27 protein-coding genes and 1 pseudogene are annotated in these 24,136 nt (G+C 59.1%); 10 read left to right on the plus strand and 18 right to left on the minus strand.

The genetic code is table 11. The features are described from left to right. Positions 1-2: 2 nt before the first annotated feature. Entirely contained in the window at positions 3-1,793 is a 1,791-nt protein-coding gene (locus PSJE_RS20055; protein ID WP_090452335.1) for a KinB sensor domain-containing domain, read from the minus strand. A 10-nt stretch (positions 1,794-1,803) separates the two neighbouring features. Further along, positions 1,804-3,150 (minus strand): sigma-54-dependent response regulator transcription factor AlgB, encoded by a 1,347-nt coding sequence (algB, locus tag PSJE_RS20060; RefSeq protein ID WP_057712588.1) that lies wholly within the window; start codon positions 3,148-3,150, stop codon positions 1,804-1,806. Positions 3,151-3,587: 437 nt separating this feature from the next. Between algB and PSJE_RS20065 the strand changes: the two genes are divergently transcribed. The 4 genes from PSJE_RS20065 to PSJE_RS20080 all read left to right on the plus strand — a co-directional run bounded on the left by PSJE_RS20065 (position 3,588) and on the right by PSJE_RS20080 (position 7,701). Further along, a complete protein-coding gene (locus PSJE_RS20065) occupies positions 3,588-3,875 on the plus strand; it encodes a hypothetical protein (protein ID WP_057712587.1) in 288 nt (95 codons plus the stop codon). Between the two features lie 71 nt (positions 3,876-3,946). Continuing rightward, the gene (locus PSJE_RS20070) at positions 3,947-4,111 is read left to right on the plus strand and encodes a DUF1328 domain-containing protein (RefSeq protein WP_090452337.1); all 165 of its coding nucleotides are present in this window, start codon (positions 3,947-3,949) and stop codon (positions 4,109-4,111) included. 839 nt (positions 4,112-4,950) lie between these two features. Beyond that, on the plus strand, positions 4,951-6,282 hold the full coding sequence (gene gltP, locus PSJE_RS20075; RefSeq protein ID WP_090452339.1) for a glutamate/aspartate:proton symporter GltP: 1,332 nt from the start codon (positions 4,951-4,953) through the stop codon (positions 6,280-6,282). A 189-nt stretch (positions 6,283-6,471) separates the two neighbouring features. Continuing rightward, positions 6,472-7,701 carry a nucleoside recognition domain-containing protein gene (locus PSJE_RS20080; protein WP_057712585.1) on the plus strand — a complete coding sequence of 410 codons (1,230 nt, stop codon included), beginning with the start codon at positions 6,472-6,474 and terminating at the stop codon, positions 7,699-7,701. Here the strand turns inward: PSJE_RS20080 and PSJE_RS20085 are convergent. Then, the gene (locus tag PSJE_RS20085) at positions 7,683-8,780 is read right to left on the minus strand and encodes an aminopeptidase (RefSeq protein WP_090452341.1); all 1,098 of its coding nucleotides are present in this window, start codon (positions 8,778-8,780) and stop codon (positions 7,683-7,685) included. The two genes, PSJE_RS20080 and PSJE_RS20085, sit on opposite strands and share 19 nt — an antisense overlap. Before the next feature lie 59 nt (positions 8,781-8,839). Here PSJE_RS20085 and PSJE_RS20090 point away from each other — a divergent pair, with 59 nt between their 5' ends. Together PSJE_RS20090 and PSJE_RS20095 are read left to right on the plus strand one after the other, a co-directional pair. Further along, positions 8,840-9,262 carry a PA0061/PA0062 family lipoprotein gene (locus PSJE_RS20090; RefSeq protein WP_090452343.1) on the plus strand — a complete coding sequence of 141 codons (423 nt, stop codon included), beginning with the start codon at positions 8,840-8,842 and terminating at the stop codon, positions 9,260-9,262. 40 nt (positions 9,263-9,302) lie between these two features. After that, the gene (locus PSJE_RS20095; protein ID WP_090452344.1) at positions 9,303-9,722 is read left to right on the plus strand and encodes a PA0061/PA0062 family lipoprotein; all 420 of its coding nucleotides are present in this window, start codon (positions 9,303-9,305) and stop codon (positions 9,720-9,722) included. A gap of 4 nt (positions 9,723-9,726) precedes the next feature. On the opposite strand, the gene PSJE_RS20100 is transcribed toward PSJE_RS20095, so the two are convergent. Together PSJE_RS20100 and PSJE_RS20105 are read right to left on the minus strand one after the other, a co-directional pair. Further along, positions 9,727-9,960, minus strand: coding sequence for a DUF1161 domain-containing protein (locus PSJE_RS20100; RefSeq protein WP_090452347.1), 234 nt, complete (start codon positions 9,958-9,960; stop codon positions 9,727-9,729). Positions 9,961-10,139: 179 nt separating this feature from the next. Continuing rightward, the gene (locus tag PSJE_RS20105; protein WP_090452349.1) at positions 10,140-10,571 is read right to left on the minus strand and encodes an OsmC family protein; all 432 of its coding nucleotides are present in this window, start codon (positions 10,569-10,571) and stop codon (positions 10,140-10,142) included. A 239-nt stretch (positions 10,572-10,810) separates the two neighbouring features. Here PSJE_RS20105 and PSJE_RS20110 point away from each other — a divergent pair, with 239 nt between their 5' ends. Continuing rightward, a complete protein-coding gene (locus tag PSJE_RS20110) occupies positions 10,811-11,812 on the plus strand; it encodes an LLM class flavin-dependent oxidoreductase (RefSeq protein WP_008045867.1) in 1,002 nt (333 codons plus the stop codon). 66 nt (positions 11,813-11,878) lie between these two features. Here the strand turns inward: PSJE_RS20110 and PSJE_RS20115 are convergent, their stop codons facing one another. Together PSJE_RS20115 and PSJE_RS20120 are read right to left on the minus strand one after the other, a co-directional pair. Further along, the gene (locus PSJE_RS20115) at positions 11,879-12,100 is read right to left on the minus strand and encodes a DUF1161 domain-containing protein (protein ID WP_008045869.1); all 222 of its coding nucleotides are present in this window, start codon (positions 12,098-12,100) and stop codon (positions 11,879-11,881) included. 121 nt (positions 12,101-12,221) lie between these two features. Next, positions 12,222-12,437: a dodecin gene (locus PSJE_RS20120; protein ID WP_057712579.1), complete on the minus strand. Its 216-nt coding sequence runs from the start codon at positions 12,435-12,437 to the stop codon at positions 12,222-12,224. Positions 12,438-12,594: 157 nt separating this feature from the next. On the opposite strand from PSJE_RS20120, the gene PSJE_RS20125 reads away from it, so the two are divergent. Then, on the plus strand, positions 12,595-12,918 hold the full coding sequence (locus PSJE_RS20125; protein ID WP_057712578.1) for an ElaB/YgaM/YqjD family protein: 324 nt from the start codon (positions 12,595-12,597) through the stop codon (positions 12,916-12,918). Here PSJE_RS20125 and PSJE_RS20130 read toward each other — a convergent pair. Beyond that, positions 12,915-13,808 carry a LysR family transcriptional regulator gene (locus tag PSJE_RS20130; RefSeq protein ID WP_090452351.1) on the minus strand — a complete coding sequence of 298 codons (894 nt, stop codon included), beginning with the start codon at positions 13,806-13,808 and terminating at the stop codon, positions 12,915-12,917. The two genes, PSJE_RS20125 and PSJE_RS20130, sit on opposite strands and share 4 nt — an antisense overlap. A 124-nt stretch (positions 13,809-13,932) precedes the next feature. On the opposite strand from PSJE_RS20130, the gene trpB reads away from it, so the two are divergent. Next, the gene (gene trpB, locus PSJE_RS20135; protein WP_008002146.1) at positions 13,933-15,153 is read left to right on the plus strand and encodes a tryptophan synthase subunit beta; all 1,221 of its coding nucleotides are present in this window, start codon (positions 13,933-13,935) and stop codon (positions 15,151-15,153) included. Further along, positions 15,153-15,965 (plus strand): tryptophan synthase subunit alpha, encoded by an 813-nt coding sequence (trpA, locus tag PSJE_RS20140; RefSeq protein WP_090452353.1) that lies wholly within the window; start codon positions 15,153-15,155, stop codon positions 15,963-15,965. Before trpB ends, trpA begins: the two co-directional genes overlap by 1 nt. A gap of 153 nt (positions 15,966-16,118) precedes the next feature. On the opposite strand, the gene PSJE_RS20145 is transcribed toward trpA, so the two are convergent. The 10 genes and pseudogenes from PSJE_RS20145 to PSJE_RS20190 all read right to left on the minus strand — a co-directional run. Then, positions 16,119-18,080 carry a DUF7844 domain-containing protein gene (locus PSJE_RS20145; protein ID WP_090452355.1) on the minus strand — a complete coding sequence of 654 codons (1,962 nt, stop codon included), beginning with the start codon at positions 18,078-18,080 and terminating at the stop codon, positions 16,119-16,121. Next, positions 18,077-18,397 (minus strand): DUF2388 domain-containing protein, encoded by a 321-nt coding sequence (locus PSJE_RS20150; protein WP_057712574.1) that lies wholly within the window; start codon positions 18,395-18,397, stop codon positions 18,077-18,079. Before PSJE_RS20150 ends, PSJE_RS20145 begins: the two co-directional genes overlap by 4 nt. Positions 18,398-18,425: 28 nt before the next feature. Further along, positions 18,426-18,743: a DUF2388 domain-containing protein gene (locus PSJE_RS20155; protein WP_057712573.1), complete on the minus strand. Its 318-nt coding sequence runs from the start codon at positions 18,741-18,743 to the stop codon at positions 18,426-18,428. A 108-nt stretch (positions 18,744-18,851) separates the two neighbouring features. After that, entirely contained in the window at positions 18,852-19,172 is a 321-nt protein-coding gene (locus tag PSJE_RS20160) for a DUF2388 domain-containing protein (RefSeq protein WP_057712572.1), read from the minus strand. A gap of 142 nt (positions 19,173-19,314) precedes the next feature. Next, positions 19,315-19,524: a DUF1127 domain-containing protein gene (locus PSJE_RS20165; RefSeq protein WP_079246815.1), complete on the minus strand. Its 210-nt coding sequence runs from the start codon at positions 19,522-19,524 to the stop codon at positions 19,315-19,317. A 258-nt stretch (positions 19,525-19,782) separates the two neighbouring features. Then, positions 19,783-19,998: a DUF1127 domain-containing protein gene (locus PSJE_RS20170; RefSeq protein ID WP_008018491.1), complete on the minus strand. Its 216-nt coding sequence runs from the start codon at positions 19,996-19,998 to the stop codon at positions 19,783-19,785. A 318-nt stretch (positions 19,999-20,316) separates the two neighbouring features. Continuing rightward, the gene (locus PSJE_RS20175) at positions 20,317-21,810 is read right to left on the minus strand and encodes a succinyl-CoA:acetate CoA-transferase ScpC (RefSeq protein WP_090452357.1); all 1,494 of its coding nucleotides are present in this window, start codon (positions 21,808-21,810) and stop codon (positions 20,317-20,319) included. Between the two features lie 213 nt (positions 21,811-22,023). After that, positions 22,024-23,460: an NAD(P)(+) transhydrogenase (Re/Si-specific) subunit beta gene (locus PSJE_RS20180; protein ID WP_057712570.1), complete on the minus strand. Its 1,437-nt coding sequence runs from the start codon at positions 23,458-23,460 to the stop codon at positions 22,024-22,026. Next, complete coding sequence (locus PSJE_RS20185) at positions 23,457-23,810, minus strand: NAD(P) transhydrogenase subunit alpha part 2 (RefSeq protein ID WP_057712569.1); 354 nt, start codon at positions 23,808-23,810, stop codon at positions 23,457-23,459. Before PSJE_RS20185 ends, PSJE_RS20180 begins: the two co-directional genes overlap by 4 nt. An 11-nt stretch (positions 23,811-23,821) precedes the next feature. Continuing rightward, positions 23,822-24,136 (minus strand): annotated as a pseudogene (locus tag PSJE_RS20190) (NAD(P)(+) transhydrogenase (Re/Si-specific) subunit alpha); the annotation flags it as partial.

Here is a 24,136-nt window from a genome sequence, read left to right on the forward strand (position 1 = left end):
ACCTAAACGGTCAGCGTCATGTAGAACTGAGTTCCTTGCCCCGGTCGTGAATAGACACCCATCCGTCCGCCATGCAATTGCACGATTTCCTTGCACAAGGCCAGGCCGAGCCCGGCCCCACCCTTCTTGCGTCCAACCTGCACGAAGGGCTCGAAGATCCGCCCCTGCTGACCGTAGGCAATACCTTCGCCGTTGTCCTCGACACTGATGATGACCCGGTCACCGTGACGCCGGGCCTGCAAGCGTATCCGCCCGCCGGAGCCGGTGTGACGCAAGGCGTTGTCGAGCAAATTGTCGAGTACCCGCTCCAGTTGTGGCTGATCGGCCTGCAACCGCGGCAACGGCCCCTGCACTTCCACCAGCAGATTGATTTCCTTCTCTTCGGCCGATGTGGCAAAACGTGACCGAGCCTGTTCCAGCAACGCCTCGATGGAACACGGCGTCAGGGTGAGTTTCTGCAAACCGTTCTGGTAACGGGAGAAATTCAGCAGGTCATTGATCAACTGCATCAGCCGCTGCATCTCTTCGTTCACGGTATCGAGCAGGTCGGCTTCCCGGGAGTCCGGGGCAAAGTGAGCGCGCTCACGGAACAATCCGAAGGCCATGTGCATGCCGGTGACCGGTGTGCGTAATTCATGGGAGGCTCGCAATACGAATTCGCTGCGTACCCGTTCGAACGCTCGTTGCTCCGTGACGTCATGCAGCACCATCACGGCACCCAGAATATGGCCCTGGGTATGGCTGACCGGGGTCAGGCTGTAGGTCAGCAGTCTCGACTCGCCATCGACTTCGACACTCAAGTCTTCCGGAGCCCGCTCCAGCGTGCCGCCGCGCAGCACCAGTTGCAGCTGCTCATCGAGCTCGGGGCGCTCCAGCGCCGTACCCAGCCCCTGACCCAGACGATCGGACTCCCAGCCCAACTGACGCTGGGCTACAGGGTTAAGGTGTTCCAGATGGCCCTGACGGTCGATCATCAGCAGTCCGTCGTCGATGCTGTCGAGCACGGCCTGCAAGCGCTGCTGACCGGCCAGCAGCTCATCTACGTTGGTGGCCTGATGCTCACGCAGCGCCTGGGCCATGATCCCGAAACGCCGGGTCAGCTGGTTCAGTTCCACCGCCGAGGAAATCGGCAGGGTGACATCGAAATTGCCTTGGCCGATATTGTCCGCCGCCTTGGCCAAGGCCTCGATGGGCTCCCCGAAACGCCGGGCGATGGCTTGTGCGGTCACGAAGCCGATGATCAGCACCGCCAGCCCCACCAGGCCAAGCAACCCGGCAAACAGCAGCGCCTGCTCCCGGGCCTGGCGCTCGGTATCGCTGATGTTATCAAGCGCGCGCTTGTGCTCGGCGATCAGGCCATTGCGTAGCGCATTGAATTTTTCCGTCAGGTTGTCGTGGCTGCTGAGCACCTTCGACGGGTCCGGGGACGCTTCATAAGCCTGGATAAAACGCTCGTAGTCGGCCTTGGCTTTTCTGAAACCGTGCTCGCTTGCGGTTTCCTCCGGCTCCTGGGCGATGCCCTCCTCCAGCAGTTCGAAGTAACGCTGCTTCGAGGCAGCGAAAGCGGCGGAGTCAGGCTTCTCGCTGAGCATGATGATCAGTTGATCACCCAGGGTCTGACGCAGCTTGAGCCCCAGGTCCAGGGTGATGAAGTTACTGCGGATCAGTGCTTCCTGGCTGCCGGCCATCTGCATCACGCTGACCAGCCCGAGCAAGAGCCCGAGCAACGCGACGGTGATCAGTGCGGAGATGCTCAGGAAAAGCCGGGTCCGCAATTTCATCGCCAGTTTCATCGGCGATTGCTCACAAGTTGTACTGCTTGCGTTTGCGGTACAGCGTCGAGGCGTCGATGCCCAGGGTTTTCGCCGCTTGATCCAGGGTGTCGGCGGTGGCGAGGACCGCGCCGATGTGGGCCTTCTCCAGCTCATCCAGGCTCAGTGCCGCGCCGATGCGCGGCGCATTGTTGACCGGGGTTTCAGCCATGCCCAGATGACTGATCTCGACCCGCTCCTGCGGACAGATGATGCTCGCCCGTTCGATCACGTTGCGCAGTTCACGGATGTTGCCCGGCCAGCGATAGCCCAGCAGTGCTTCCCGGGCCTCGTCGCTGAAGACGCGCGCGGGACGGGCGTACTCCTTGACGAAGCGTGCCAGGAAACGGTCGGCCAGGTTGAGAATATCTTCGCGGCGTTCGCGTAGCGGTGGCAGGTGCAAGGTAATGACATTCAGGCGATAGAGCAGGTCTTCACGGAAACGACCGTCGCGCACCATGTCCTCAAGGTTGAGGTTGGTGGCCGCAAGGATGCGCACATCGGCACGGCGGGTCACCGGATCACCGACGCGCTCATATTCCTTGTCCTGAATAAAACGCAGCAACTTCGGCTGCAATGTCAGGGGAAAGTCGCCGATCTCGTCGAGAAACAGCGTTCCGCCGTCAGCTTGGTTGACTCGGCCCAAGGTGCTTTCGCTGGCGCCGGTGAAGGCGCCGCGGCTGTGGCCGAAGAGTTCGCTTTCCATGAGCTCGGCGGTCAGCGACGGGCAGTTGATCGTGACGCAGGATTTCTTCGCGCGTTTGCTCCAGCCGTGAATGGCTTGGGACAGTTCGCCCTTGCCGGTACCGGATTCACCCAGAATCAGGATATTGGCATCGGTCGTGGCAACCTGGCGGGCGGTTTCGAGTACCACTTTCATGGCCGGGCTGTGGGAGTCCAGACCATCCATGGGCTTGCGTACCTCGCCTTCCAGGGCTTCCAGTCGCGCCGACAATTGCCGCACTTCCAGTTGCTTGGCGGTTGCCAGCCGCAATTGATCGGGGCTGCACGGTTTGACCAGATAGTCGGCGGCGCCAGCCTGAATCGCATCCACCGCCGTGTCGACGGCAGAGTGCGCAGTGACGATCACCACCCGCATCCAGGGCGCCTGGATACGCATCTGGGCCAGCACATCGAGGCCGTTGTCTTCACCCAGGCGCAAGTCGAGGAAGCACAGGTCGAAAACCTGCCGTTGCAACAGGGCTTCTGCCTGCGCGGCGCTGGTGGCGGTGGCCACGCTGTAGCCTTCGTCTTCGAGGCAATAACGGAAAGTACGCAGGATGGCGGATTCGTCATCCACCAGCAGAATGCGGCCTTGATGCTCAGTGGCGGACTCCATTTTCCTACGCTCCTTAATGAATGATCGTTATTTAGTCTCGGAGAAATCGGGCATGTTGCATGATTGATTCTGAGCCATTCCTGTCATGGCAGGGTAGCTTTCATCCCATGTATCGCTTAGCCGGTTAATTTCGTGGGTCTTAAATGGATGCCCGGTTTCCTGCAAAGGCCAGCGTGTATTTCTGACATCCGCGCCCTTCTCTCAATTCAAAAAATTTACGTCTTCCTTCAAACCAATCGTGCAATACGCACGACTGAACAAGAGGCATCGTGCAGGATGCGTGCGAAGTGAATTTTTTTATGCTCATAAAGCATTGATATAAAAAGAAATTATTCAAAATAAAAGCTGGCATGCAGGCTGCAATTGTCTGGTTAACCAGGGCATTCAAAAACAAACGCCCGCAATCGAATACCGACCCCAGTGGTAGGAGCTCCAGGATGAACCGTCAACGTGCCGCCCACCTGCACCTCTCGCCTGTGTCTATCCAGCAAGGGTTGTTTGCCGTTCTGGCACTGTTGATCACCCTGATCGGCGGCCAGCAGTTTCTGCGCTGGGAGCAGAGCCAGCAGCCGGAAGCGCCACGCTTGTCGATTCCGCATCCGACCCAAACCCATTTCAGCGCTGTCAGCAGCGGTCAGGCCGATAGCCCCCCGATGCGCATGATGGATGTCGACCAGGCCGGGCCTGTGGGTGAGATACGTCATCAAGAACGTTGGGTGTTCTAGGCAAAACTTCCGCCGCACACCATGCGCCGGGAAACGCAGCACCTTTAAACAGAAGCGTAAGGAGAATCACCATGTTGAGCTGGGCAATCACATTCCTGATCATCGCCATCATCGCTGCTGTACTGGGCTTCGGTGGTATCGCGGGCACCGCCACGGGTATCGCCAAGATTTTGTTTGTCGTGTTCCTGGTGATGTTCATTGTCTCCTTCTTCTTGGGCCGTCGCGGTCGAGGCTGATATGAGAAGGGTTGTTCAAGACTTGGCAGCCGCCCAGCTGTTGGGCGGTAGTGCCATGGCATGCGGGCTGGCGTTTCCCCGATATGCCTGACCTGCCCATGCAGGCTTGTTGACCGGACAGAATTTGTACACGAAGGAGGCCACAGCACCTCTTTCCACCTGCGCCACCTGAGGAAGGCCGGCGCATGACCAAGGGGTCGGGACGTTCTGCCTGTTTCAGGGGCGGAGTGACCTACGGGTACAGGGAGTACCTGCGCAAGGGCCGGGTCAGGAAAAGCTGCTGCGCAAGTTCGCCGGACCGCCAAGGTTCGACGGACTTGCCAAGGGCTTGATCAAGCAACACATTGAAATAGAGCGCTCGTCTCGATTTCATCAGTGTTATCCCGTCCTTGTCCGTGTTACGTCGGAAAATACTTTTCCCGGTGTTTCATCTGCGACCGTATATCGAGAAAAATCACCTTTCTTTGGCCGCGATTTTTCCCTTCCTCCTGCGCGATTTTGCTGAAAAATCAACGCTCGGCCACTGCTCGAAAAATACTCAATCTGCTCTGTGATGGCCGGTTCACGGCACTTATGCCTGCCGAAATGTCGTATTCGAACCGGTTGGGACGCGCGTTTCGGTAAAAAAACCTCATGCCGATTCGGCATGGGGTAGGCGTTTACGGCATTAGACGGCGCTTCCTTGCATCGGAATAGTTGCGCCTTTTTTCGCCTGCCAGAGAGCCGTAAACACGCGTTCCGGGGCACCTTATACGGGGGGCAGATGCACTGGACTTTTTCGCCACAAGCGTTCCAGTTCGCGCATCTCCCTGAGTCAAACAACAAGTAAGGGTAAAGATATGAAGAAGGCAAAGCTTAGCCTCGCCTGGCAGATCCTCATCGGTCTGGTATTGGGGATTGCAATCGGTGCGCTGCTCAACCATTTCAGTGCCGAAAAAGCCTGGTGGATCAGCAACGTCCTGCAACCGGCAGGCGATATCTTTATCCGTCTGATCAAGATGATCGTGATCCCGATCGTCATTTCCTCTTTGATCGTCGGCATTGCCGGCGTCGGTGACGCCAAGAAGCTGGGGCGCATCGGCTTCAAGACCATCATCTACTTCGAAATCGTCACCACCATCGCCATCGTGGTCGGCCTGCTGCTGGCCAACCTGTTCCATCCGGGTGCCGGCATCGACATGAGCACCCTGGGCACTGTGGACATTTCCAAGTACCAGGCCACGGCGGCCGAGGTTCAGCATGAACATGCGTTCATCGAAACCATCCTCAACCTGATCCCGTCGAACATCTTCGCGGCCATGGTTCGCGGCGAAATGCTGCCGATCATCTTCTTCTCTGTTTTGTTCGGTCTCGGTTTGTCGAGCCTGCAGGCGGACCTGCGCGAGCCGCTGGTGAAGATGTTCCAGGGCGTATCGGAAAGCATGTTCAAGGTCACTCACATGATCATGAACTACGCCCCGATCGGCGTGTTCGCACTGATCGCGGTGACCGTTGCCAACTTCGGCTTCGCGTCGCTGATACCGCTGGCCAAGCTGGTGATCCTGGTTTACGTCGCCATCGCCTTCTTCGCTTTCGTAATCCTGGGTCTGATCGCTCGCCTGTTCGGCTTCTCTGTGATCAAGCTGATGCGCATCTTCAAGGATGAGCTGGTACTGGCCTACTCCACCGCCAGCTCCGAAACCGTGCTGCCGCGCGTGATCGAGAAGATGGAAGCCTACGGCGCGCCGAAAGCCATTTGCAGTTTCGTGGTGCCGACCGGTTACTCGTTCAACCTCGACGGTTCGACCCTGTACCAAAGCATCGCGGCGATCTTCATTGCCCAGCTGTATGGCATCGACCTGTCGATCAGCCAGCAACTGCTGCTGGTACTGACGTTGATGGTCACCTCCAAAGGCATCGCCGGCGTACCGGGTGTGTCCTTCGTGGTACTGCTGGCCACCCTGGGCAGCGTCGGTATTCCTCTGGAAGGCCTGGCGTTCATCGCTGGTGTCGACCGCGTCATGGACATGGCTCGTACCGCACTGAACGTGATCGGCAACGCCCTGGCCGTTCTGGTTATCGCTCGTTGGGAAGGCATGTACGACGACGCCAAGGGCCAGCGCTACTGGAACTCCCTGCCGCACTGGCGCAGCAAAGAGAAGCTGCCGGTTGGTGAAACCTCCAGCAATTGATGCAAAACCTGCGGGAGCGAGCTTGCTCGCGATGGTGGCAGGGGCACCGGGCTTATCCAGAATGCCCGCATCATCATTGACGTCCATCGCGAGCAAGCTCGCTCCTACAACAAACCCCGGAGAAATCCGGGGTTTGTCGTTTCTGGCTACCCCGCTATCATTCGCGGATCTTTTGGGGGGATTTGACTGATGCTCAATGGCCTGTGGCTTGGCTTCTTCATCGTGGCAGCTGTATCGGCGCTGGCCCAGTGGCTGATCGGTGGCAACGCCGGGATATTCGCGGCGATGGTGGAAAGCATTTTTGCCATGGCCAAGCTGTCGGTCGAAGTCATGGTGCTGCTGTTCGGCACCCTCACCCTCTGGCTGGGTTTTCTGCGAATTGCCGAGAAGGCCGGGATCGTCGAATGGCTGGCAAGGGCTCTGGGGCCACTGTTTTTGCGCCTGATGCCTGAAGTCCCGCCGGGTCATCCAGCCATCGGCCTGATCACCCTTAACTTCGCGGCCAACGGCCTGGGCCTGGACAACGCTGCCACACCGATCGGCCTCAAGGCCATGAAGGCACTGCAGGAACTCAACCCCAGCGCTACCGTCGCCAGCAATGCACAGATCCTGTTCCTGGTGCTCAACGCCTCCTCGCTGACCCTGCTGCCGGTGACCATCTTCATGTATCGCGCCCAGCAAGGTGCGCCGGACCCGACGTTGGTGTTCCTGCCGATCCTGCTGGCGACCAGTTGCTCGACCATTGTCGGCTTCCTGTCGGTGGCGTTCATGCAGCGCCTGCGCGTCTGGGACCCCGTGGTGCTGGCCTACCTGATCCCCGGCGCCCTAGCCCTCGGTGGCTTCATGGCGTTGCTGGCGACCCTTTCGGCGACCGCTCTGGCCGGCCTGTCATCGATCCTCGGCAACCTGACGCTGTTTGGCCTGATCATGCTGTTTTTAGTGATTGGCGCGCTGCGCCAAGTGAAGGTCTACGAGGCCTTCGTTGAAGGTGCCAAAGAGGGTTTCGATGTCGCCAAGAACTTGCTGCCCTACCTGGTGGCGATGCTCTGCGCGGTGGGTGTCCTGCGGGCATCCGGGGCACTGGACTTCGGTCTGGACGGGATCCGTCATCTGGTGGAATGGGCCGGTTGGGACACGCGTTTCGTCGATGCGCTGCCGACGGCGATGGTCAAACCCTTCTCGGGAAGCGCCGCCCGGGCGATGCTGATTGAAACCATGAAGACCTCGGGCGTGGACAGCTTCCCGGCGCTGGTGGCAGCAACAATCCAGGGCAGTACCGAAACGACGTTCTATGTGCTGGCGGTGTACTTCGGTGCCGTGGGCATCCAGCGCGCACGCCATGCGGTTGGCTGCGCATTGCTGGCGGAGCTTGCCGGGGTGCTGGGGGCTATCGGGGTTTGCTACTGGTTCTTTGGTTGATCGACCCCGCCAGCCAACACTTTCAGCGCGGCCTTGCGCTCGCCCGTCGGCAAGGCGCCGAGCTTTTCCACGGCGGTGTAAAATTTGAGCCAGTCGCCACCCTCCTGATGGAACAGCGCGGCAAAAGCCGGCACCCATTGGTCGTACAAACCAAACGGCAATAACCGGGCGTTGTTCATGGGGGCATGGATCCACGCGTCGTAGCGTTTGTCTGCGGCCCACTGACTGTCACGCAATTGCCGGTATTCGCTGCGCAAGCGTTCGAACTCGGCCGCCTTGCGCTGGCGCATTTGTTCGGTTGGCAACGGCAAGGTGTAGAGCTTTTCCAGTCGGGTGCGGGTCTTGAGTACCAACTCAGTGAACTGGTAGCGCTGACGTACCTGCGCATTGTTATCCGGTGGCATGTGGCGGTAGGCGCGCCATTGGCGAGTACCTTCCTGCTCGACGAAGGTGGCGAAGGATTCGTTGAACTCCGTGTCGTCCTTCACATAGAAACGCTGATGGGCGAGCTCGTGAAAGATCAGCGTGGCCAGTCGCTCATCCCCCCAGCCCATCATCGAACTGATGATCGGGTCGTTGAACCAGCCAAGTGTCGAATAGGCCTCGACGCCGCCAATCGACACGTCCATGCCTTGCAAGCGTTGCAAAGCCGCTGCACCGCGGGCTGCGCTTTGGCTGTAGTAACCGCGATAAGCAACACAACCGGCGATGGGGAAGCAGTGGTTTACGGGCTTGAGGGAAAATTCCGGTGTGGCGAAGACATTCCAGACGACGAAGGGACGCCCAATGTCCGCGTACAGGCGGTAGCTCTGGTTATCCGGCAGGTGCAATTGCTGGCTGGCGAAGGTTCGGGCCTTTTGCGATTGCTCCAGGTGTGTGCGCAGTTTTTGATCGCGCGCCGGGTCGGCAATCACGCTGGAAACAGGCTCCCTGGCCCGCAGCAACTGCAGTTGGCCGCTGGCCAGTTGGCTGTAATAGCCGGTGCTGGTGCAGCCGTTGAGCAACAAAAACAACAGGCTCGGAAACAAAACGCGAAAAACGCGATCAAGTAACCCAAGGCTAGGAAGCGGCCTGATCACAATAATTCTTCCTTGGAGAGTCTTTCCACAAGACTATCCCGCCAGACTGGAGCTCCGCTATGCGCATGTTGATACTGTCAGGAGGCCTGCTGATGCTGGCCGGCTGTGCTGGTTTCGGAATACCCCGCCATGATCCTGCGCAAGCCTGGATCGACCTTGATTCGAAGCAGGAAGATACGGCGCTGCAGGCGCTGGAGGTCGATGACAAAATCACTGACGATAAACGCTATTTCCAGGTTCATCCCGGTAGCCATGAGTTGACGGTCCGCTACCAATTCGCGGTCCAGCCCACCAATATCGGCCCGGACGCCGAGCCGTTGTGGCGCGATTGTCAGTTGAGCGTGAAATTCAGCGACTTCAACGCGGGTGAGCGTTATCAACTACAGGCGGGGAACATCGGTTTTCGGCCTTGGGCGAAACTCTACGATCAACAGCGCAAAGTGATTGGCCAAGGCACACCGGCAGGCTGTCAACACACCTGATCGGCGTTATGCTGGATGCATATCCCTTGGGACATCCATCATGCGCAGGTTGATGCTGTTACTCGCAGCCAGTGTTGTCGCGGGCTGCCAAAGCCCGATGCCGACACCCAATCCACAAATGGCCTGGGTAGAGTTTTCGACGCCCTTCCCTAACGACAAATTGTTGATGGCCGAACGACTGGATAAACAACGCCTGCGTGACGGGCGTTTTTTCGAGGTCACGCCGGGAAGCCATGAACTGATCGTGCGTTTCGACTTTGAAGTACCCGGTGGCGGATTGGGCATGATGGGCGGCCCCTCGGAACGGCTGTGCTACCTGACCATCAATTACGATCATTTCGAAGCCGGTCAGCGTTATGTGCTCGAAGGCCGTTCCATCGCCTTTACCCCCGGTGCCCGGCTGTACAATGCCAAGCGCGAAATCGTTGCTGAAGACCGGGAATCCTACTGCCTGATGTGAGCGGTCAGCGGTCGTTTTTCTGGTAGATGATTTTCTTGGTGCCGTTTTCGCACGAACCCACAACCATGTTCTGGTCATGGACCTCGTCGTTGGTGACGATTTCAAGCGTGTAGGAAGATACGCCGCTGGCCTGGATCTTGGCTTCGATCTCGGACTTGAGCTCTTCGCAGGGTTTCGGTGCCGCCAAGGCCGAAGTGGCCAGTGCGCAACAGATAACCGCCAAGGCAAAACGTTTCATGGTTGAAGCTCCTTTGAGGCAGCACGCACAATCGTGGTTTTCGCTGCTGTCATTTATTCGACCACAGTTTTAGCGGGCGAGTCTGTCGCGACGCAAAAAAGATCGCAGCCTTGAGCACCTTTTGCCAAATGATCCCGGCAGGTTGCGCAAGGCTGCGATCTTTTCGTTTCAATTAAAATCTAGCCGACCAATGTTGCCTCCAGGCTGATCTTCGCATTCAGCACTTTGGATACCGGGCAGCCCTCTTTGGCCTTGTTGCTGAGTTCTTCGAACTGCGCCTGCGTCGCCCCGGGGATTTTCGCTTTCAGAATCAATTTCACTGCGGTGATCGCAAAACCGCCGTCCACTTGATCCAGAGTGACTTCTGCCTGGGTGTCGATGCTATCGGCCTTCAGGCCGGCATCACCGAGAATCATGGAAAACGCCATGGAGAAACAGCCGGCGTGGGCCGCGCCGATCAACTCTTCCGGGTTGGTGCCCCGACCGCCCTCGAAGCGCGCCTTGAAGCCATAGGGAGCTTCCCGGAGCACGCCGGTTTCTGTGGAAATCGAGCCGATGCCGGTTTTCAGATCACCTTCCCAATGGGCCGATGCTTTCTTAACGATAGCCATGCCTGTCTCCTCAAGATTGGCGCGAAACGTCGCGCCTTCGTGGTTTTCACTTGCCAGGGTTGTGAGGATAGACAGTGGCGCAAAGTTCATCTCGCCCGATCAGTCTGCTTTTTTCGCGGGATTTTTTACCGGGCTATTGAAACTCGGGTATATGCCCACATTGCATGAATACGCTTTTGGATTCGGCAGGTTTGCGTTCGCAAGAACAAACCTGCGCCCTCAATTGGAGAAGCAGGTTTATGAAACGACTGTCCGATATCAAGTTCTCGACCCTCGATCTGGTGCCCGTTCGCGAGAACGGCAGCGCGGCCCAATCGCTGCGCAACTCGCTGGACCTGGCGCAGCATGTCGAGAAGTTCGGTTACAACCGCTTCTGGGTGGCTGAGCACCACAACATGGATGGCATCGCCAGTTCCGCGACTTCGGTGCTACTCGGTTACCTGGCCGGTGGCACGTCGACCATTCGAGTCGGTTCGGGCGGGGTAATGTTGCCCAACCACGCACCGTTGGTGATCGCCGAACAGTTCGGCACTCTGGAAAGCCTTTATCCGGGCCGGATCGATCTGGGCCTGGGGCGTGCCCCCGGTTCCGACCAGATGACCGCACGTGCGCTGCGCCGCGAACGCTCCGGCAGCGCCGACGATTTCCCGGAAGACGTGGCGGAACTGGTGCGCTACCTTGGGCCACGTACCCCGGACCAACGCATCATCGCCATGCCGGGGACCGGGACCAATGTACCGGTCTGGTTGTTGGGATCGAGCCTGTTCAGTGCGCAACTGGCCGGTGAGCGCGGTTTGCCCTACGCCTTCGCATCGCATTTCGCACCGCGCTACATGCATGAAGCGATTCGGGTCTACCGCAATCACTTCAAGCCGTCAGCCGTTTTAGACAAGCCCTACGTGATGCTCGGCGTACCATTGGTGGCAGCCGATACCGACGAGCAGGCCGATTACCTGGCGACCTCGGTGTTCCAGCGGATTCTCGCCCTGATGCGTGGCCAAAGCCTGGTACAGCGTCCGCCGGTGAAGACCATGGACGGCCTGTGGCTGCCCCATGAGAAAGATGCCGTGCACGATTTCCTTGGCCTGGCGATGATCGGCAGCCCGCAGAAAATCCGCGCCAAACTCGAGGTCCTGATCGAACAGACCCAGGCTGACGAGCTGATTTTCACCTGTGACCTGTACGAACATGCTGATCGCGTGCATTCCTACGAGTTGCTTGCGCAGGTCATGCGAGGCTGATACTCAAACGGCAGGCGTAAAAAAGCCGACACCGTGGTGTCGGCTTTTTTTCAGGCGGAATTCTGCCTACTTTTTATAGACGATCACTTTGGCACCCGCTTCGCATTTGCCAACAACTTTCCCGCCGGCAGCGGCACCTTTGTCGACAATCTCCAGCGAGTAACCGGAAACGCCCTTGGCATCAAGTTTCGCTGCGATTTCGGCTTTCAGTTCTTCGCATGGCTTGCCGCCCGCCAACGCGCTCCCCGCAAGGCTCAACAAACCTACTGCCAACATAAACTTCTTCATCGGTTGCATTCCCTGGTCGGATCATAGGGGTAACCAGCCGTCAGCCGGACGCACTCATGTAGTGCTTTGCCATTCCCTATGGCATTCGACCGGCGTGCAAGTTCAGAAGACTAGCCCAAAGTCAGCTGCTGGCAATCCGGAACCCGACTTTCAAGGTCACTTGAAAGTGCGCAGCCTTGCCGTCCCTTATGTGCCCACGGGTCTCGGTCACTTCAAACCATTCCATGTACTTGATGCTTTTGCTGGCTTCGGCCAGCGCGTTGTTGATCGCATCTTCGATACTGCTGGTGGACGAGCCGATCAGCTCGATTTTCTTGTAGGTGTGATGGTCAGACATGGCGTTCTCCTCGGCGTGTGAATTACAGACTAGCAGTGATTTTTCCTATTTCTTCTGTTGGTCGTTCTGAGGGTGAAGTTCAGATTTTCTGCACTTTCTCGAACCCATGAAGTCCCAACCAACACACGCCACTCATCACCAATGCAGGAGAGCCACCATGGCCAACACCTCGTTACGCAAAGCCTCATTGCAAAGCATGGAAGCCGAGATCGAGAGTCTGCTCAAGTCTTTGGAAAGCCTGAAGGACGACGCCTCGGACGAGTCGCGTAAAACCCTCAAGACCCTGAAAAGCAACGCCGAGAATGCCTTGAAGCACTCGCGCCATTTGCTTGGCGATGCCTATGAAGAGGTCAAGGTCAAAACCCGTGAAACCGGGATTGCCACCCGGGACTACGCCCAGGAACATCCTTGGACAACAGCTGGTGTCGCCGTGGGTGCATTAGGCTTGCTGGCCGCTTATCTGTTGTGCAAGCGTGATTAATCCGCGCGACGCAGCTCGTTCTTGAGCCACTGCGCCAGTTGCCGGGCGCGCCCGTCCGCGGCGCGCTTGGGTAGCCACAACGCCAGTTGCGCCGGGGTTTCACTGAAGCCCCAAGGCGCAACCAGGCGGCCGGCCTTCAAGTCCTCCGTCACCAAGGGTTCGGGGGCAATCGCCACGCCCAGACCTGCGACGGCGGCTTCCAGCAAGTAATACAAATGTTCAAATCCCTGACCGTACTTCAGCGCCCTGGCGTCGAGCCCGCGTGGTTGCGCCCAGTTCGGCCAGGCTTGCGGGCGTGAGGTGGTGTGCAGCAAGGGTTCGTTCAGCAGTGCAGTTTCAGGCGCCTGCTTGAGCCGTTCATAGCCGGCGAACCGCGGGCTCATGACCGGGCCGATACGTTCGCTGGCCAGCTCAAAAACCTGCATGTCCGCCGGCCAGGGTGGCTCGGCAAATACGAGCAAGGCATCCAGCCCCGGTTTTCGCGGATCCAGATCGCCTTCTCCGGCCGACAGGTGCAAGCGCAAGTCCGGCAGGTCGGCATTGAGTCTCCCCAGTCTTGGAATAAACCAGCGCGCCAGCAGACTTCCAGAGCAACCGAGCACGAATGGCGCATCGGCGGAGCTTTGTGTGAGTTCGGCGCATACGCCGCGCAGGCGCTCGAAGGCTTCGCTGCTGGCGTCACGCAGGCGTAACCCGGCATCTGTGAGTTTCAGGCCGCGACCGTCCTTGATGAACAGGCTTACGCCGAGGTGTTCTTCAAGTAACTTGAGTTGCCGACTGACTGCGCCGTGGGTGACGTGCAGCTGTTCGGCCGCCTGACTGACGCTGTTCAAGCGGGCAGTGGCTTCGAAGGCGCGAAGCGCGTTCAGCGGAGGAAGGTCATGGCTCATTTGATCTGTGAGTTTTCCTGACAGGTTGTGGCGATCTTATCGGTTTTCAGGCCGGGGCGTCAGGGGTAGAGTGAAGCCCACTATCTCTTTATGCATCACTTCATGCATTCAACTGGAGCGCCCCATGACCCAGACTAATCTGCGCAACGGCCCTGATGCCAACGGCCTGTTTGGCGCGTTCGGCGGCCGCTACGTTGCCGAAACCCTGATGCCGTTGATCCTCGACCTGGCCCGCGAATATGAGTTGGCCAAGGAAGATCCTGCATTCAAGGAAGAACTGGCCTACTTCCAGCGCGACTACGTCGGACGTCCAAGCCCGCTGTACTTCGCCGAGCGTCTGACCGAGTTCTGCGGCGGCGCGAAGATCTACCTCAAGCGTGAAGAGCTGAACCACACCGGCGCGCACAAGATCAACAACTGCATCGGCCAGATCCTGCTGGCGCGGCGCATGGGCAAGAAGCGCATCATCGCCGAGACCGGCGCCGGCATGCACGGTGTGGCCACGGCCACTGTTGCTGCGCGTTTCGGTCTGGATTGCGTGATCTACATGGGCACCACTGACATCGAGCGTCAGCAGGCCAACGTGTTCCGCATGAAGCTGCTGGGTGCCGAAGTGATCCCGGTGGTAGCCGGTACCGGCACGCTGAAAGACGCGATGAACGAAGCCCTGCGTGACTGGGTGACCAACGTCGACAGCACCTTCTACCTGATCGGTACCGTGGCTGGTCCGCACCCTTACCCGGCGATGGTTCGCGACTTCCAGGCCGTGATCGGCAAGGAAACCCGCGAGCAGCTGCAAGCCCAGGAAGGTCGCCTGCCGGACAGCCTGGTGGCGTGCATCGGCGGTGGTTCCAACGCCATGGGCCTGTTCCACCCGTTCCTCGACGACAAGAGTGTCGAGATCATCGGCGTTGAAGCCGCCGGCTACGGCATCGAGACCGGCAAGCATGCGGCCAGCCTGAACGGCGGCGTACCCGGTGTGTTGCACGGCAACCGCACCTTCCTGCTGCAGGACGACGATGGCCAGATCATCGATGCCCACTCGATCTCCGCCGGCCTGGACTACCCGGGCATCGGCCCGGAACACGCCTGGTTGCATGACATCGGCCGCGTTCAGTACACCTCGGTGACCGACGACGAAGCCCTCGCTGCGTTCCACCAGTGCTGCCGCCTGGAAGGGATCATCCCTGCCCTGGAAAGCGCCCATGCCCTGGCTGAAGTATTCAAGCGCGCCCCGACCTTGCCAAAGGATCACCTGATGGTGGTCAACCTGTCCGGCCGTGGCGATAAAGACATGCAGACCGTGATGCACCACATGGAACAATCCAAGCAGGAGAAACACTGATGAGCCGCCTGCAAACGCGTTTTGCCGAACTCAAGGAACAAAACCGTGCCGCCCTGGTGACCTTCGTGACCGCCGGTGACCCGGGCTATGACACGTCCCTTGCTATCCTCAAGGGCTTGCCGGCGGCTGGCGCCGATGTGATCGAGCTGGGCATGCCCTTCACCGATCCGATGGCTGACGGCCCGGCAATTCAGCTCGCCAACATCCGTGCGTTGGGTGCCAAGCAGAATCTGGCGAAAACCCTGCAAATGGTTCGCGAGTTCCGCCAGGACAACAACGAAACACCGCTGGTGCTGATGGGGTACTTCAACCCGATCCACATGTACGGCGTACCGCGCTTCATCGCCGAAGCCAAGGAAGCCGGCGTTGACGGCCTGATCGTGGTCGACCTGCCGCCAGAGCATAACGGCGAACTGTGCGATCCGGCGCAGGCCGCGGGCCTGGACTTCATTCGCCTGACCACGCCAACCACCGACGATGTGCGCCTGCCGACCGTTCTCAACGGCAGCTCCGGCTTCGTCTACTACGTATCGGTGGCCGGTGTGACCGGCGCCGGCGCTGCCACACTGGAACACGTCGAGGAAGCGGTCGCCCGTCTGCGTCGCCATACCGACCTGCCGATCAGCATCGGTTTCGGTATCCGGACTCCGGAACAGGCGGCGTCCATCGCGCGTCTGGCCGACGGTGTTGTGGTGGGCTCGGCGTTGATCGATCACATCGCCAATGCCACCTCCCCGGAACAAGCCGTGGATGGCGTGCTGAGCCTGTGCTCGGCACTGGCGGACGGCGTGCGTAAAGCTCGCGTCAGCTGAGGGTAAAGTGCCTGAGACAGTGGAATTAGAGCCGCGCGGCACAGGCTGAACAGCAAAAAGGGCTTCAGGACTGAGTTCTGAAGCCCTTTTTGCTATGTGTGGCTAAACGCTGTAATTCTTGTGGGAGCGAGCTCGTTCCCACAGGTTGCGGTATCAAGGCAACTCTATCCCGCCTGATGCCTTGTGCAGTTTGCGCAGGTGTTCACCAATCTGCTTCACGTTAGCCTCGTTGGCGGCCATTTCGGCGGCGCGGCCCGGTTCAAGCAATGCCCTCACTTCCTTGTCCAGATCCCCGGACAGCGCCAGGAGCTGCTTCTGGCGCTGGCTGCTTTCCGATTCCAGATGCTCCCACTCGCTCGGTTGCGGCAGGCCATAACCCTTGGTGCCCAGCAGTTCTGCCGGCCGACTGAGGAAACCACTGTTGGCCAGAATGTCCTTGAGCGTCTCGTTGGCCTTGTCCATGCCGCCATTCTTTAGTTCTCGGGCGCCCAGATAGCGCTGCTTCACTTCATCCTGGGCCAGCAGCAACTGCTGACGGAAGCTGGCCTGTTCCAATAGCAGCAACGCCGCGCTGGTGCGCAAATCGGCCTGCTCGAACCATTGCCGACGCTCTGCCGCTTTCAATTCGAGCCAGTCTTCGACGGTTTCCTGTTTGATCGGCAAGTGCTTTTTCAGGATCTCGAACATCGCCTGATAACGCTCGCGGAAGGAGTCGAAACGATAACCCAGGCGCAAGGCTTCACGTGGGTCGTCCAGCACACTGGCGTCCGCCAGTCCGCGGCCCTTCAGCACTTCGAGCAAACCGTTGGGCATGATGTTGTCGAGTCCCACCAATTGCGGGTTATTGGTGCCGCCACGCAGTAACTTCAGCTCTTCCACCGCGCAGTTGTTCGACAGGAAGAAGTAGTTGCCGTCGTAGCTCCAGTGCATCTCGGCGGCACGTCCGACCACGTCTTCAATCTCTCTGCGCGACAGGTTCAGGGGCACGGAGGCCAGGCTGCGCAGTTCGGTCTTGGTGTATTCGTCGATGACCTGGGATAGCGGCAGGATAAACAGTCGCGACGGGTATTTACCGACCAGGCCATCCCAGCTCGACAGCTGCACGTCGCCGACGAAGGCGCGGTAAGACAGCACCAGATGCTGGTCCAGATCCAATCGGCAATCCGGTCCGCGTGGTCGGCCTGGCGCGCAGATCACCAGGCGCAACATGCTGTGACCCCAGCGGCTGAACAGGTTCTGGTTGGCCTCGGCCAGCAGATAGTCAACGGCATAGACTCGCTCCGGATCGACCTGGCCCAAAGGTGTCTTGGCGAAGTCGCTGCCGGCATTGAGGAACGCGAAGGTCTTGCTACAGGTGTCTTTGGCGGCAGGCGCCCAGCCGAAATGCTCCTGGTAGTAGCGATACAGCGAGGGACGGCGGCAGGCGTAGCTCGGGTCGAGGAGGAAATACTCCATGTTGACCGCGACGAACTCCTTTGGACTGCTGGTCTCGTAGATGTCCGGGCTGCGGGCAATCTGGCGATTGTGCTGTTCGCGTTCACCGCGACGGCCTACGTATTGCTGCCAGCCGGCGAGGTCGAGCAGACGCGGATCGTCACTGAGGGTAAAACGCCGATCGGACTGGCCCCGGCATTGGTCGGGAATGCCAACCAGCCCTGAGCTGTTGTTGCGCTGGGTGCAGCGCTGAATCAGCTTGCGTTCGGCATCCGGCCACAGGCGCGAGCGATCGTAGATGTGAGTCAGCTCGTGCACCACCGTGGCCAGCATTTCCCGGCGCACGGTGCCATGGGGGCGATGGGTTTTCTTGGTCGCGGCGCTGCCATCGGTGAGGCTGGCCAGCAGGTTGCGGTTCAGATCGAGTTCGGACACCAGTGACGCCTGACCGTAGGCGTTGCCCGGCATGTCATCCGTCCAGTCGACGTCGATGCGTCGATCGAGTTGCTCGATAAAGCGTGGCGGCAGTGCCTGCATGGCTTCATCGAGCAGCGCCTGGCTGGCTTGCTGTTGCGCGGGAGTCAGACCTTCGGTCTTGAGCTGTAATTGAAGGCCAGCGTGGGCCGTGTTGCCGAGCAGCAACATGGCCCCGGCCAGCAGCCAGGCACCTTGACGCTTCACAGTGCGAGGATGGCTTCGGCGAGATCCTGGTCACTGGCGTCACGAGCTTCCGGCACACGGGTACGCAGTAAATCGAAGGCGGATTCCAGGTGAGCGCCACGAATGTCGCCATTGCTGGCAACGAAACTGGCGGCATCGTCCTGGGCTTCGCGCACGATTTTCGAATCGCGAATGGACGTGGTGGTGTCGGAGGTGAAATCGAGGGTGCGCTGGGTAGCACGGATCAGAATATTACTGGTGGCAACCAGAGTATGTGCCTGGGCCACATCGGCCAACAGCAGCAGACCTAAGGTGGCAGCAATCAGCGGGTTACGCATGGAATGACTCCAGAAAAAACAGGGATAACTATTGGACGAGAATTGCTTGTGCCAGTTCAAGGTCGTTGGCACGAAGTTTTGCCTGGGTTCGACGCAGATACCGCAAGGCCGACTCCAGTCGTGCGCCTCTCAGTTGGCCGTCACTGGCAATGAATGCCGCGGCGTCATCATGGGCAGCGAGCAGCAGTTTATGGTCGAAGGGGGCGGAGGTCACCAAACTTGTGGCGTAACCGCTGGCGACGATGCCTTGGGTGGACAGGTTGAAGGCGTCATAAGCGTGGGCCGATCCGCAGTAACCAAGGGTAAGAAAGGCTGGGGCGATCAAGAAACTTGAAGGAAAACGCATGAGACTCGACAGTTGAAAGTGAGTCCAAAGGCTAGCGCAAGGCCCGTTCTAGAGCCAGCGCCGAAACATTGGGGCACGTCGGGCGTGCCCCATGTCTTGTGCAGTCGTTTAGATCGTCAGGATCGCCTGCGCCAGTTGTGCGTCGGTTGCGTTCAGCTGTGGCGCCTGGCGGTGAATGTGGTCGATGGCGCTTTCCAGTTTCACTCCGCGAATGGAACCTTCGCTGGCGACGAAACTGGCGGCGTCATCACGGGCCGCGAGGACGATCTTGTCATCCTTGAAGGACGACGATATGACGTCGGAGGTCGCATCGGATGTGGCTTTGAGCGCGTTAACTACAGCGTCGGTGGTCACGATGAAGCTGGTTGCGCTGGCATTGGCTGCCACGGCAAACAGGGCTGCAGCGCTGAGCAGGCGGAGACGGGACATGGGTAACTCCTTTGGGTAAACCAGTTGAAAAATGGCGCAGTGTCTGCAAAGTCAGACGCCAGGCGCTTGGCGCTCGCCACGTTCTGACTTGATATTAGGCCTGAGTGTGTCAGTTCGAACAGCCCGTCATGCAAACAGGCAGTCAGCGCCAGAACGGTTTATCCAGTTCATTGATGCGCTCAGCGTCGCTGATGCCAAGATCCGATAGCTGACGATCATCGAGTTGAGCCAGTAAACGTCGTGTTCTCGCCCTTTCCAGGCTAGCGAAGAATCCTGTCAGCAGATCTCTGACCCAGTGCAGGCAAGGTCTTGATCGAAATGATGGGGTCGAAACATCCTGTAAAGAACTCATGGCGCGTTCCCTGTCCTGATAAGTGGAGGGCTCCATGCTGACACCGGTCGAATCTCCGTTGCAGACACACTGCGACGATATTGTACTCATCCAGTTTGTGGTTTTTGCAAACTGTACTGGTGTTCAGGGTTCCCTACTGTAAAAGCGGATTTGACAGGCCAAAACGACAAAACCCGTCGTGGCTTCCCACGACGGGTTTTGTTTTTTCAATTCGGGTTGCTGGCGGTGGACCTTCAGGTCAGAGCCAGCGACGCTAACTTAGCGCCAGAACGGCTTGCTCAGCTCTTCGTAGCGTTGTGCTTCGCTAATCCCGGCGTCAGCCAGCAGGCGCGAATCCAGACGAGCCAGTTGATGGCGGCTGGTGATGCGGCGCTGCCACAGCATCAAGTTGGCGATAACGCGCAGAGGCAGGGAAGCCTGGGTTTTTGCAGCGGTGTCTTCGAAGAACAGTTCGGAACTGAGTGTACGTTCCATGGTTTTCATCCTTCCGCTTATGGCGGGATTAGGTAGTGGCTTAACTGGTGCCCATGATCCTCTCGTTTGCCTAGTCTCTGTAGATACAGTTCATCTGTATTGTGCGAGCTCAGTTAACTGTTTATAGGGGGTGTACTGGTCGAATTTGAGGCAACTGTACCTATCTGCACTGTTAAGGTGCAAAATTGCTGTTTTGACTCGATGAAGTAGGAATTTCCCCTAGGAAATTACCGGTACAGTAGTACAGTTTTTTCAGAGTGTGAAGTAGCAAGAGCAAGCTGACGAAACTGTGTTTGCGCCAGCTGCTATCTGTACCAATTACTTCTTCAGCATTTGCCCGGTTTCTTCCAGGTTGATGTGCCAGCTCAGGGCATCACGCAGGATGTGCGGGGTGTGCCCGCCGATGCCGCACGCGGTGGTGAAGTAATCATTTAGCGCCTGGCGGTAATCCGGGTGCACGCACTTGTCGATGATGACCCGGGCACGCTCCCGGGGTGCCAGGCCGCGCAAGTCTGCCAGGCCCACTTCGGTCACGAGGATGTCGACGTCATGTTCGGTGTGGTCAACATGGCTGACCATCGGCACCACGCTGGAAATCGCACCGCCTTTGGCGATCGACTTGGTCACGAACACGGACAGGTGCGCGTTGCGCGCGAAGTCGCCCGAGCCGCCGATGCCGTTCATCATCCGCGTGCCGCAGACGTGAGTGGAGTTGACGTTGCCATAGATGTCGAACTCCAGTGCCGTGTTGATGCCGATGATGCCAAGGCGACGCACGACTTCAGGGTGGTTGGAGATCTCCTGCGGACGCAGAACCAGTTTGTCCTTGTAGCGCTCCAGATTGCCGAACACGTCGGCATTGCGCCGGCTCGACAGGGTGATCGAACTGCCCGAGGCAAAACTCAGCTTGCCCGCGTCGATCAGGTCGAAGGTCGAGTCCTGCAGCACCTCGGAATACATTGTCAGGTCTTCGAACGGCGAGTCGATCAGGCCACACATCACCGAGTTGGCGATGGTGCCGATACCGGCTTGTAGCGGGCCGAGCTTGTTGGTCATGCGCCCTGCTGCCACTTCCTGTTTGAAGAAGTCGATCAGGTGGTCGGCAATGGCTTGGGTCTCGACGTCCGGCGCCAGCACAGTGGAGGGCGAGTCAGCCTGGTTGGTGACCACGATGGCGACGATTTTTTCCGGTGGAATCGGGATGGCGGTGCTGCCAATGCGATCGTCGACCTTGACCAGCGGAATCGGTGTACGGGTCGGGCGGTAGGTCGGAATGTAGATGTCGTGCAGACCTTCGAGATTCGGGTTGTGCGCCATGTTGATTTCGACGATCACGTGCTTGGCGAAAATCGCGAAGCTGGCCGAGTTGCCGACCGAGGTGGTTGGCACGATATGCCCTTGCTCGGTGATCGCCACGGCTTCAATCACGGCAATGTCCGGCAGCTTCAATTGTTGGTTGCGCAATTGCTCCACGGTTTCCGACAAGTGCTGGTCGATGAACATGACTTCGCCAGCATTGATCGCCTTGCGCAGAGTGCTGTCGACCTGAAACGGCATGCGCCGCGACAGCACGCCAGCTTCGGTCAATTGCTTGTCGAGGTCGTTGCCCAGGCTTGCGCCGGTCATCAGGCTGATCTTGAGCGGCGTGACCTTGGCACGCTCGGCCAGCGCCTGGGGGACGGCCTTGGCTTCGCCTGCGCGAGTAAAGCCACTCATGCCGACGGTCATGCCGTCCTCAATCAGAGCGGCAGCGTCGGCAGCGCTCATCACTTTGTCCAACAACGAAGGCAGGCGAATACGGTCACGGTACATGGATTGTTATCTCGGGTAACAGGTAGCAGGACGTGCAGTCTAGTGAATTGCGCCGGCTTCTGTCCCGCTACCAAGGTCGCAATCGAGGCGTCTATTCCGGGCCTTTCAAGCAAAACACCGTTACCGGATCGGTAACAAAAGGATAGTTTGTCCGACGATTTGCGCAAACAAAAACGCCCCGACGAGTCGGGGCGTTCCGTGTGCCGCAGAGGGTTACTCGACGGCTTTGACCATGTCTTCGATGACCTTTTTAGCGTCGCCGAACACCATCATGGTCTTGTCCAGGTAGAACAGTTCGTTGTCCAGGCCGGCGTAGCCGCTGGCCATCGAGCGCTTGTTGACGATGATGGTCTTGGCCTTGAACGCTTCGAGGATCGGCATGCCGGCAATCGGCGATTTCGGATCGTTCTTCGCGGCCGGGTTGACCACGTCGTTGGCGCCCAACACCAGTACCACGTCGGCCTGGCCGAACTCGGAGTTGATGTCGTCCATCTCGAACACCTGGTCGTAAGGCACTTCGGCCTCGGCCAGCAACACGTTCATGTGGCCGGGCATACGACCGGCAACCGGGTGGATCGCATACTTCACGGTCACGCCGCGATGGGTCAGCTTCTCGGTCAGCTCTTTCAGCGCGTGCTGCGCACGTGCCACCGCCAGACCGTAGCCCGGCACGATGATCACGGTATCGGCGTTGGTCAGCAGGAAGGTCGCGTCGTCGGCCGAGCCGGACTTCACCGGACGGGCTTCCTTCGAACCCGCCGGGCCGGCCGCGTCCGCCGTATTGCCGAAGCCACCGAGCAGCACATTAAAGAAGGAGCGGTTCATCGCCTTGCACATGATGTACGAGAGGATTGCACCGGACGAACCTACCAGCGAGCCGGCGATGATCAGCATCGAGTTGTTCAGCGAGAAGCCGATGCCCGCCGCTGCCCAGCCGGAATAGCTGTTGAGCATCGACACGACCACGGGCATGTCCGCGCCACCGATCGGGATGATGATCAGCACGCCGAGCACGAAGGCCAACGCCAGCATCACGCCGAAAGCGGTGTAGTCGCCGGTGAGCATGAACGTCACGCCCAGGCCCAGTGTGGCCAGGCCCAGCAGCAGGTTCAGCTTGTGCTGGCCACTGAACTGTACCGGTGCCCCCTGGAACAGGCGGAACTTGTACTTGCCAGACAGCTTGCCGAAGGCGATCACCGAACCGGAGAAGGTGATTGCACCGATGGCGGCACCGAGGAACAGTTCCAGGCGGTTACCGGCCGGGATCGCGTCACCGAGTTGCTTGACGATGCCCAGCGACTGCGGCTCGACCACGGCAGCCACGGCGATGAACACCGCGGCCAGGCCGATCATGCTGTGCATGAAGGCGACCAGCTCCGGCATCTTGGTCATTTCAACGCGTTTGGCCATGATCGAACCGGCAGTGCCGCCGATCAGCAGGCCGACGATCACGTAGACGATACCGTCCTGAGCAAGTTCGGCACCGAGTTTGTAGATCAGGCCGACCGTGGTGAGGATCGCCAGGCCCATGCCGAGCATGCCGAACAGGTTGCCACGGCGCGACGTGGTGGGGTGCGAGAGGCCCTTGAGCGCCTGGATGAAGCAGACCGAGGCGATCAAATACAGGGACGTAACCAGGTTCATGCTCATGCTTGCTGCACCTCGGCCTTGACTGCTTCAGCCTTGGCGGCCGGAGCTTTTGCCGGCGCTTTCTTCTTGAACATTTCCAGCATGCGGCGGGTGACCAAAAAGCCACCGAATACGTTGACCGCGGCCAGGGCCACGGCCAGGGTGCCCATGGTCTTGCCCAGTGGCGTCACGGTCAAAGCCGCTGCCAGCATGGCACCGACGATCACGATCGCCGAGATCGCGTTGGTCACTGCCATCAACGGGGTGTGCAGCGCAGGCGTGACGTTCCAGACCACGTGGTAACCGACATAGATCGCCAGCACGAAGATGATCAGGTTGTAGATACCGTCAGAGATCAGCATGTCTTCCATTGTTTTTATCCTCAGCCGTTCTTGCGCACGATCTGGCCGTCGCGGCACATCAGGCACGCGGCGACGATATCGTCTTCAAGGTTGATCACCAGTTGTCCTTCTTTATCGAACAACAGTTTCATGAAGTCCAGCAGGTTGCGGGCGTACAGCGCCGAAGCGTCAGCCGCCACAGCACTGGCCAGATTGGTCGGGCCCACGATGGTCACGCCATTTTCGACGACCACCTGGTCGGCCACGGTCAGCGGGCAGTTGCCGCCCTGGGCGGCCGCGAGATCGATGACCACCGAACCCGGTTTCATCTGGGCCACGGTTTGCGCGCTGAGCAG

Source organism: Pseudomonas jessenii (assembly GCF_002236115.1).
GTDB lineage: Bacteria > Pseudomonadota > Gammaproteobacteria > Pseudomonadales > Pseudomonadaceae > Aquipseudomonas > Aquipseudomonas jessenii.

Excerpts from the sequence above, each read along its gene's own strand:
- PSJE_RS20090 (WP_090452343.1), top strand. The coding sequence starts at position 8,840 with ATGCGCATGTTGATACTGTCAGGAGGCCTGCTGATGCTGGCCGGCTGT.
- PSJE_RS20175 (WP_090452357.1), bottom strand. The coding sequence starts at position 21,810 with ATGTACCGTGACCGTATTCGCCTGCCTTCGTTGTTGGACAAAGTGATG.
- PSJE_RS20150 (WP_057712574.1), bottom strand. The coding sequence starts at position 18,397 with ATGCGTAACCCGCTGATTGCTGCCACCTTAGGTCTGCTGCTGTTGGCC.
- PSJE_RS20165 (WP_079246815.1), bottom strand. The coding sequence starts at position 19,524 with ATGAGTTCTTTACAGGATGTTTCGACCCCATCATTTCGATCAAGACCT.
- PSJE_RS20100 (WP_090452347.1), bottom strand. The coding sequence starts at position 9,960 with ATGAAACGTTTTGCCTTGGCGGTTATCTGTTGCGCACTGGCCACTTCG.
- PSJE_RS20180 (WP_057712570.1), bottom strand. The coding sequence starts at position 23,460 with ATGAGCATGAACCTGGTTACGTCCCTGTATTTGATCGCCTCGGTCTGC.
- gltP (WP_090452339.1), top strand. The coding sequence starts at position 4,951 with ATGAAGAAGGCAAAGCTTAGCCTCGCCTGGCAGATCCTCATCGGTCTG.
- PSJE_RS20115 (WP_008045869.1), bottom strand. The coding sequence starts at position 12,100 with ATGAAGAAGTTTATGTTGGCAGTAGGTTTGTTGAGCCTTGCGGGGAGC.
- algB (WP_057712588.1), bottom strand. The coding sequence starts at position 3,150 with ATGGAGTCCGCCACTGAGCATCAAGGCCGCATTCTGCTGGTGGATGAC.
- trpB (WP_008002146.1), top strand. The coding sequence starts at position 13,933 with ATGACCCAGACTAATCTGCGCAACGGCCCTGATGCCAACGGCCTGTTT.
- PSJE_RS20155 (WP_057712573.1), bottom strand. The coding sequence starts at position 18,743 with ATGCGTTTTCCTTCAAGTTTCTTGATCGCCCCAGCCTTTCTTACCCTT.
- PSJE_RS20125 (WP_057712578.1), top strand. The coding sequence starts at position 12,595 with ATGGCCAACACCTCGTTACGCAAAGCCTCATTGCAAAGCATGGAAGCC.
- PSJE_RS20105 (WP_090452349.1), bottom strand. The coding sequence starts at position 10,571 with ATGGCTATCGTTAAGAAAGCATCGGCCCATTGGGAAGGTGATCTGAAA.
- PSJE_RS20095 (WP_090452344.1), top strand. The coding sequence starts at position 9,303 with ATGCGCAGGTTGATGCTGTTACTCGCAGCCAGTGTTGTCGCGGGCTGC.
- PSJE_RS20110 (WP_008045867.1), top strand. The coding sequence starts at position 10,811 with ATGAAACGACTGTCCGATATCAAGTTCTCGACCCTCGATCTGGTGCCC.
- PSJE_RS20130 (WP_090452351.1), bottom strand. The coding sequence starts at position 13,808 with ATGAGCCATGACCTTCCTCCGCTGAACGCGCTTCGCGCCTTCGAAGCC.
- PSJE_RS20055 (WP_090452335.1), bottom strand. The coding sequence starts at position 1,793 with ATGAAACTGGCGATGAAATTGCGGACCCGGCTTTTCCTGAGCATCTCC.
- trpA (WP_090452353.1), top strand. The coding sequence starts at position 15,153 with ATGAGCCGCCTGCAAACGCGTTTTGCCGAACTCAAGGAACAAAACCGT.
- PSJE_RS20070 (WP_090452337.1), top strand. The coding sequence starts at position 3,947 with ATGTTGAGCTGGGCAATCACATTCCTGATCATCGCCATCATCGCTGCT.
- PSJE_RS20080 (WP_057712585.1), top strand. The coding sequence starts at position 6,472 with ATGCTCAATGGCCTGTGGCTTGGCTTCTTCATCGTGGCAGCTGTATCG.
- PSJE_RS20170 (WP_008018491.1), bottom strand. The coding sequence starts at position 19,998 with ATGGAACGTACACTCAGTTCCGAACTGTTCTTCGAAGACACCGCTGCA.
- PSJE_RS20160 (WP_057712572.1), bottom strand. The coding sequence starts at position 19,172 with ATGTCCCGTCTCCGCCTGCTCAGCGCTGCAGCCCTGTTTGCCGTGGCA.
- PSJE_RS20185 (WP_057712569.1), bottom strand. The coding sequence starts at position 23,810 with ATGGAAGACATGCTGATCTCTGACGGTATCTACAACCTGATCATCTTC.
- PSJE_RS20120 (WP_057712579.1), bottom strand. The coding sequence starts at position 12,437 with ATGTCTGACCATCACACCTACAAGAAAATCGAGCTGATCGGCTCGTCC.
- PSJE_RS20065 (WP_057712587.1), top strand. The coding sequence starts at position 3,588 with ATGAACCGTCAACGTGCCGCCCACCTGCACCTCTCGCCTGTGTCTATC.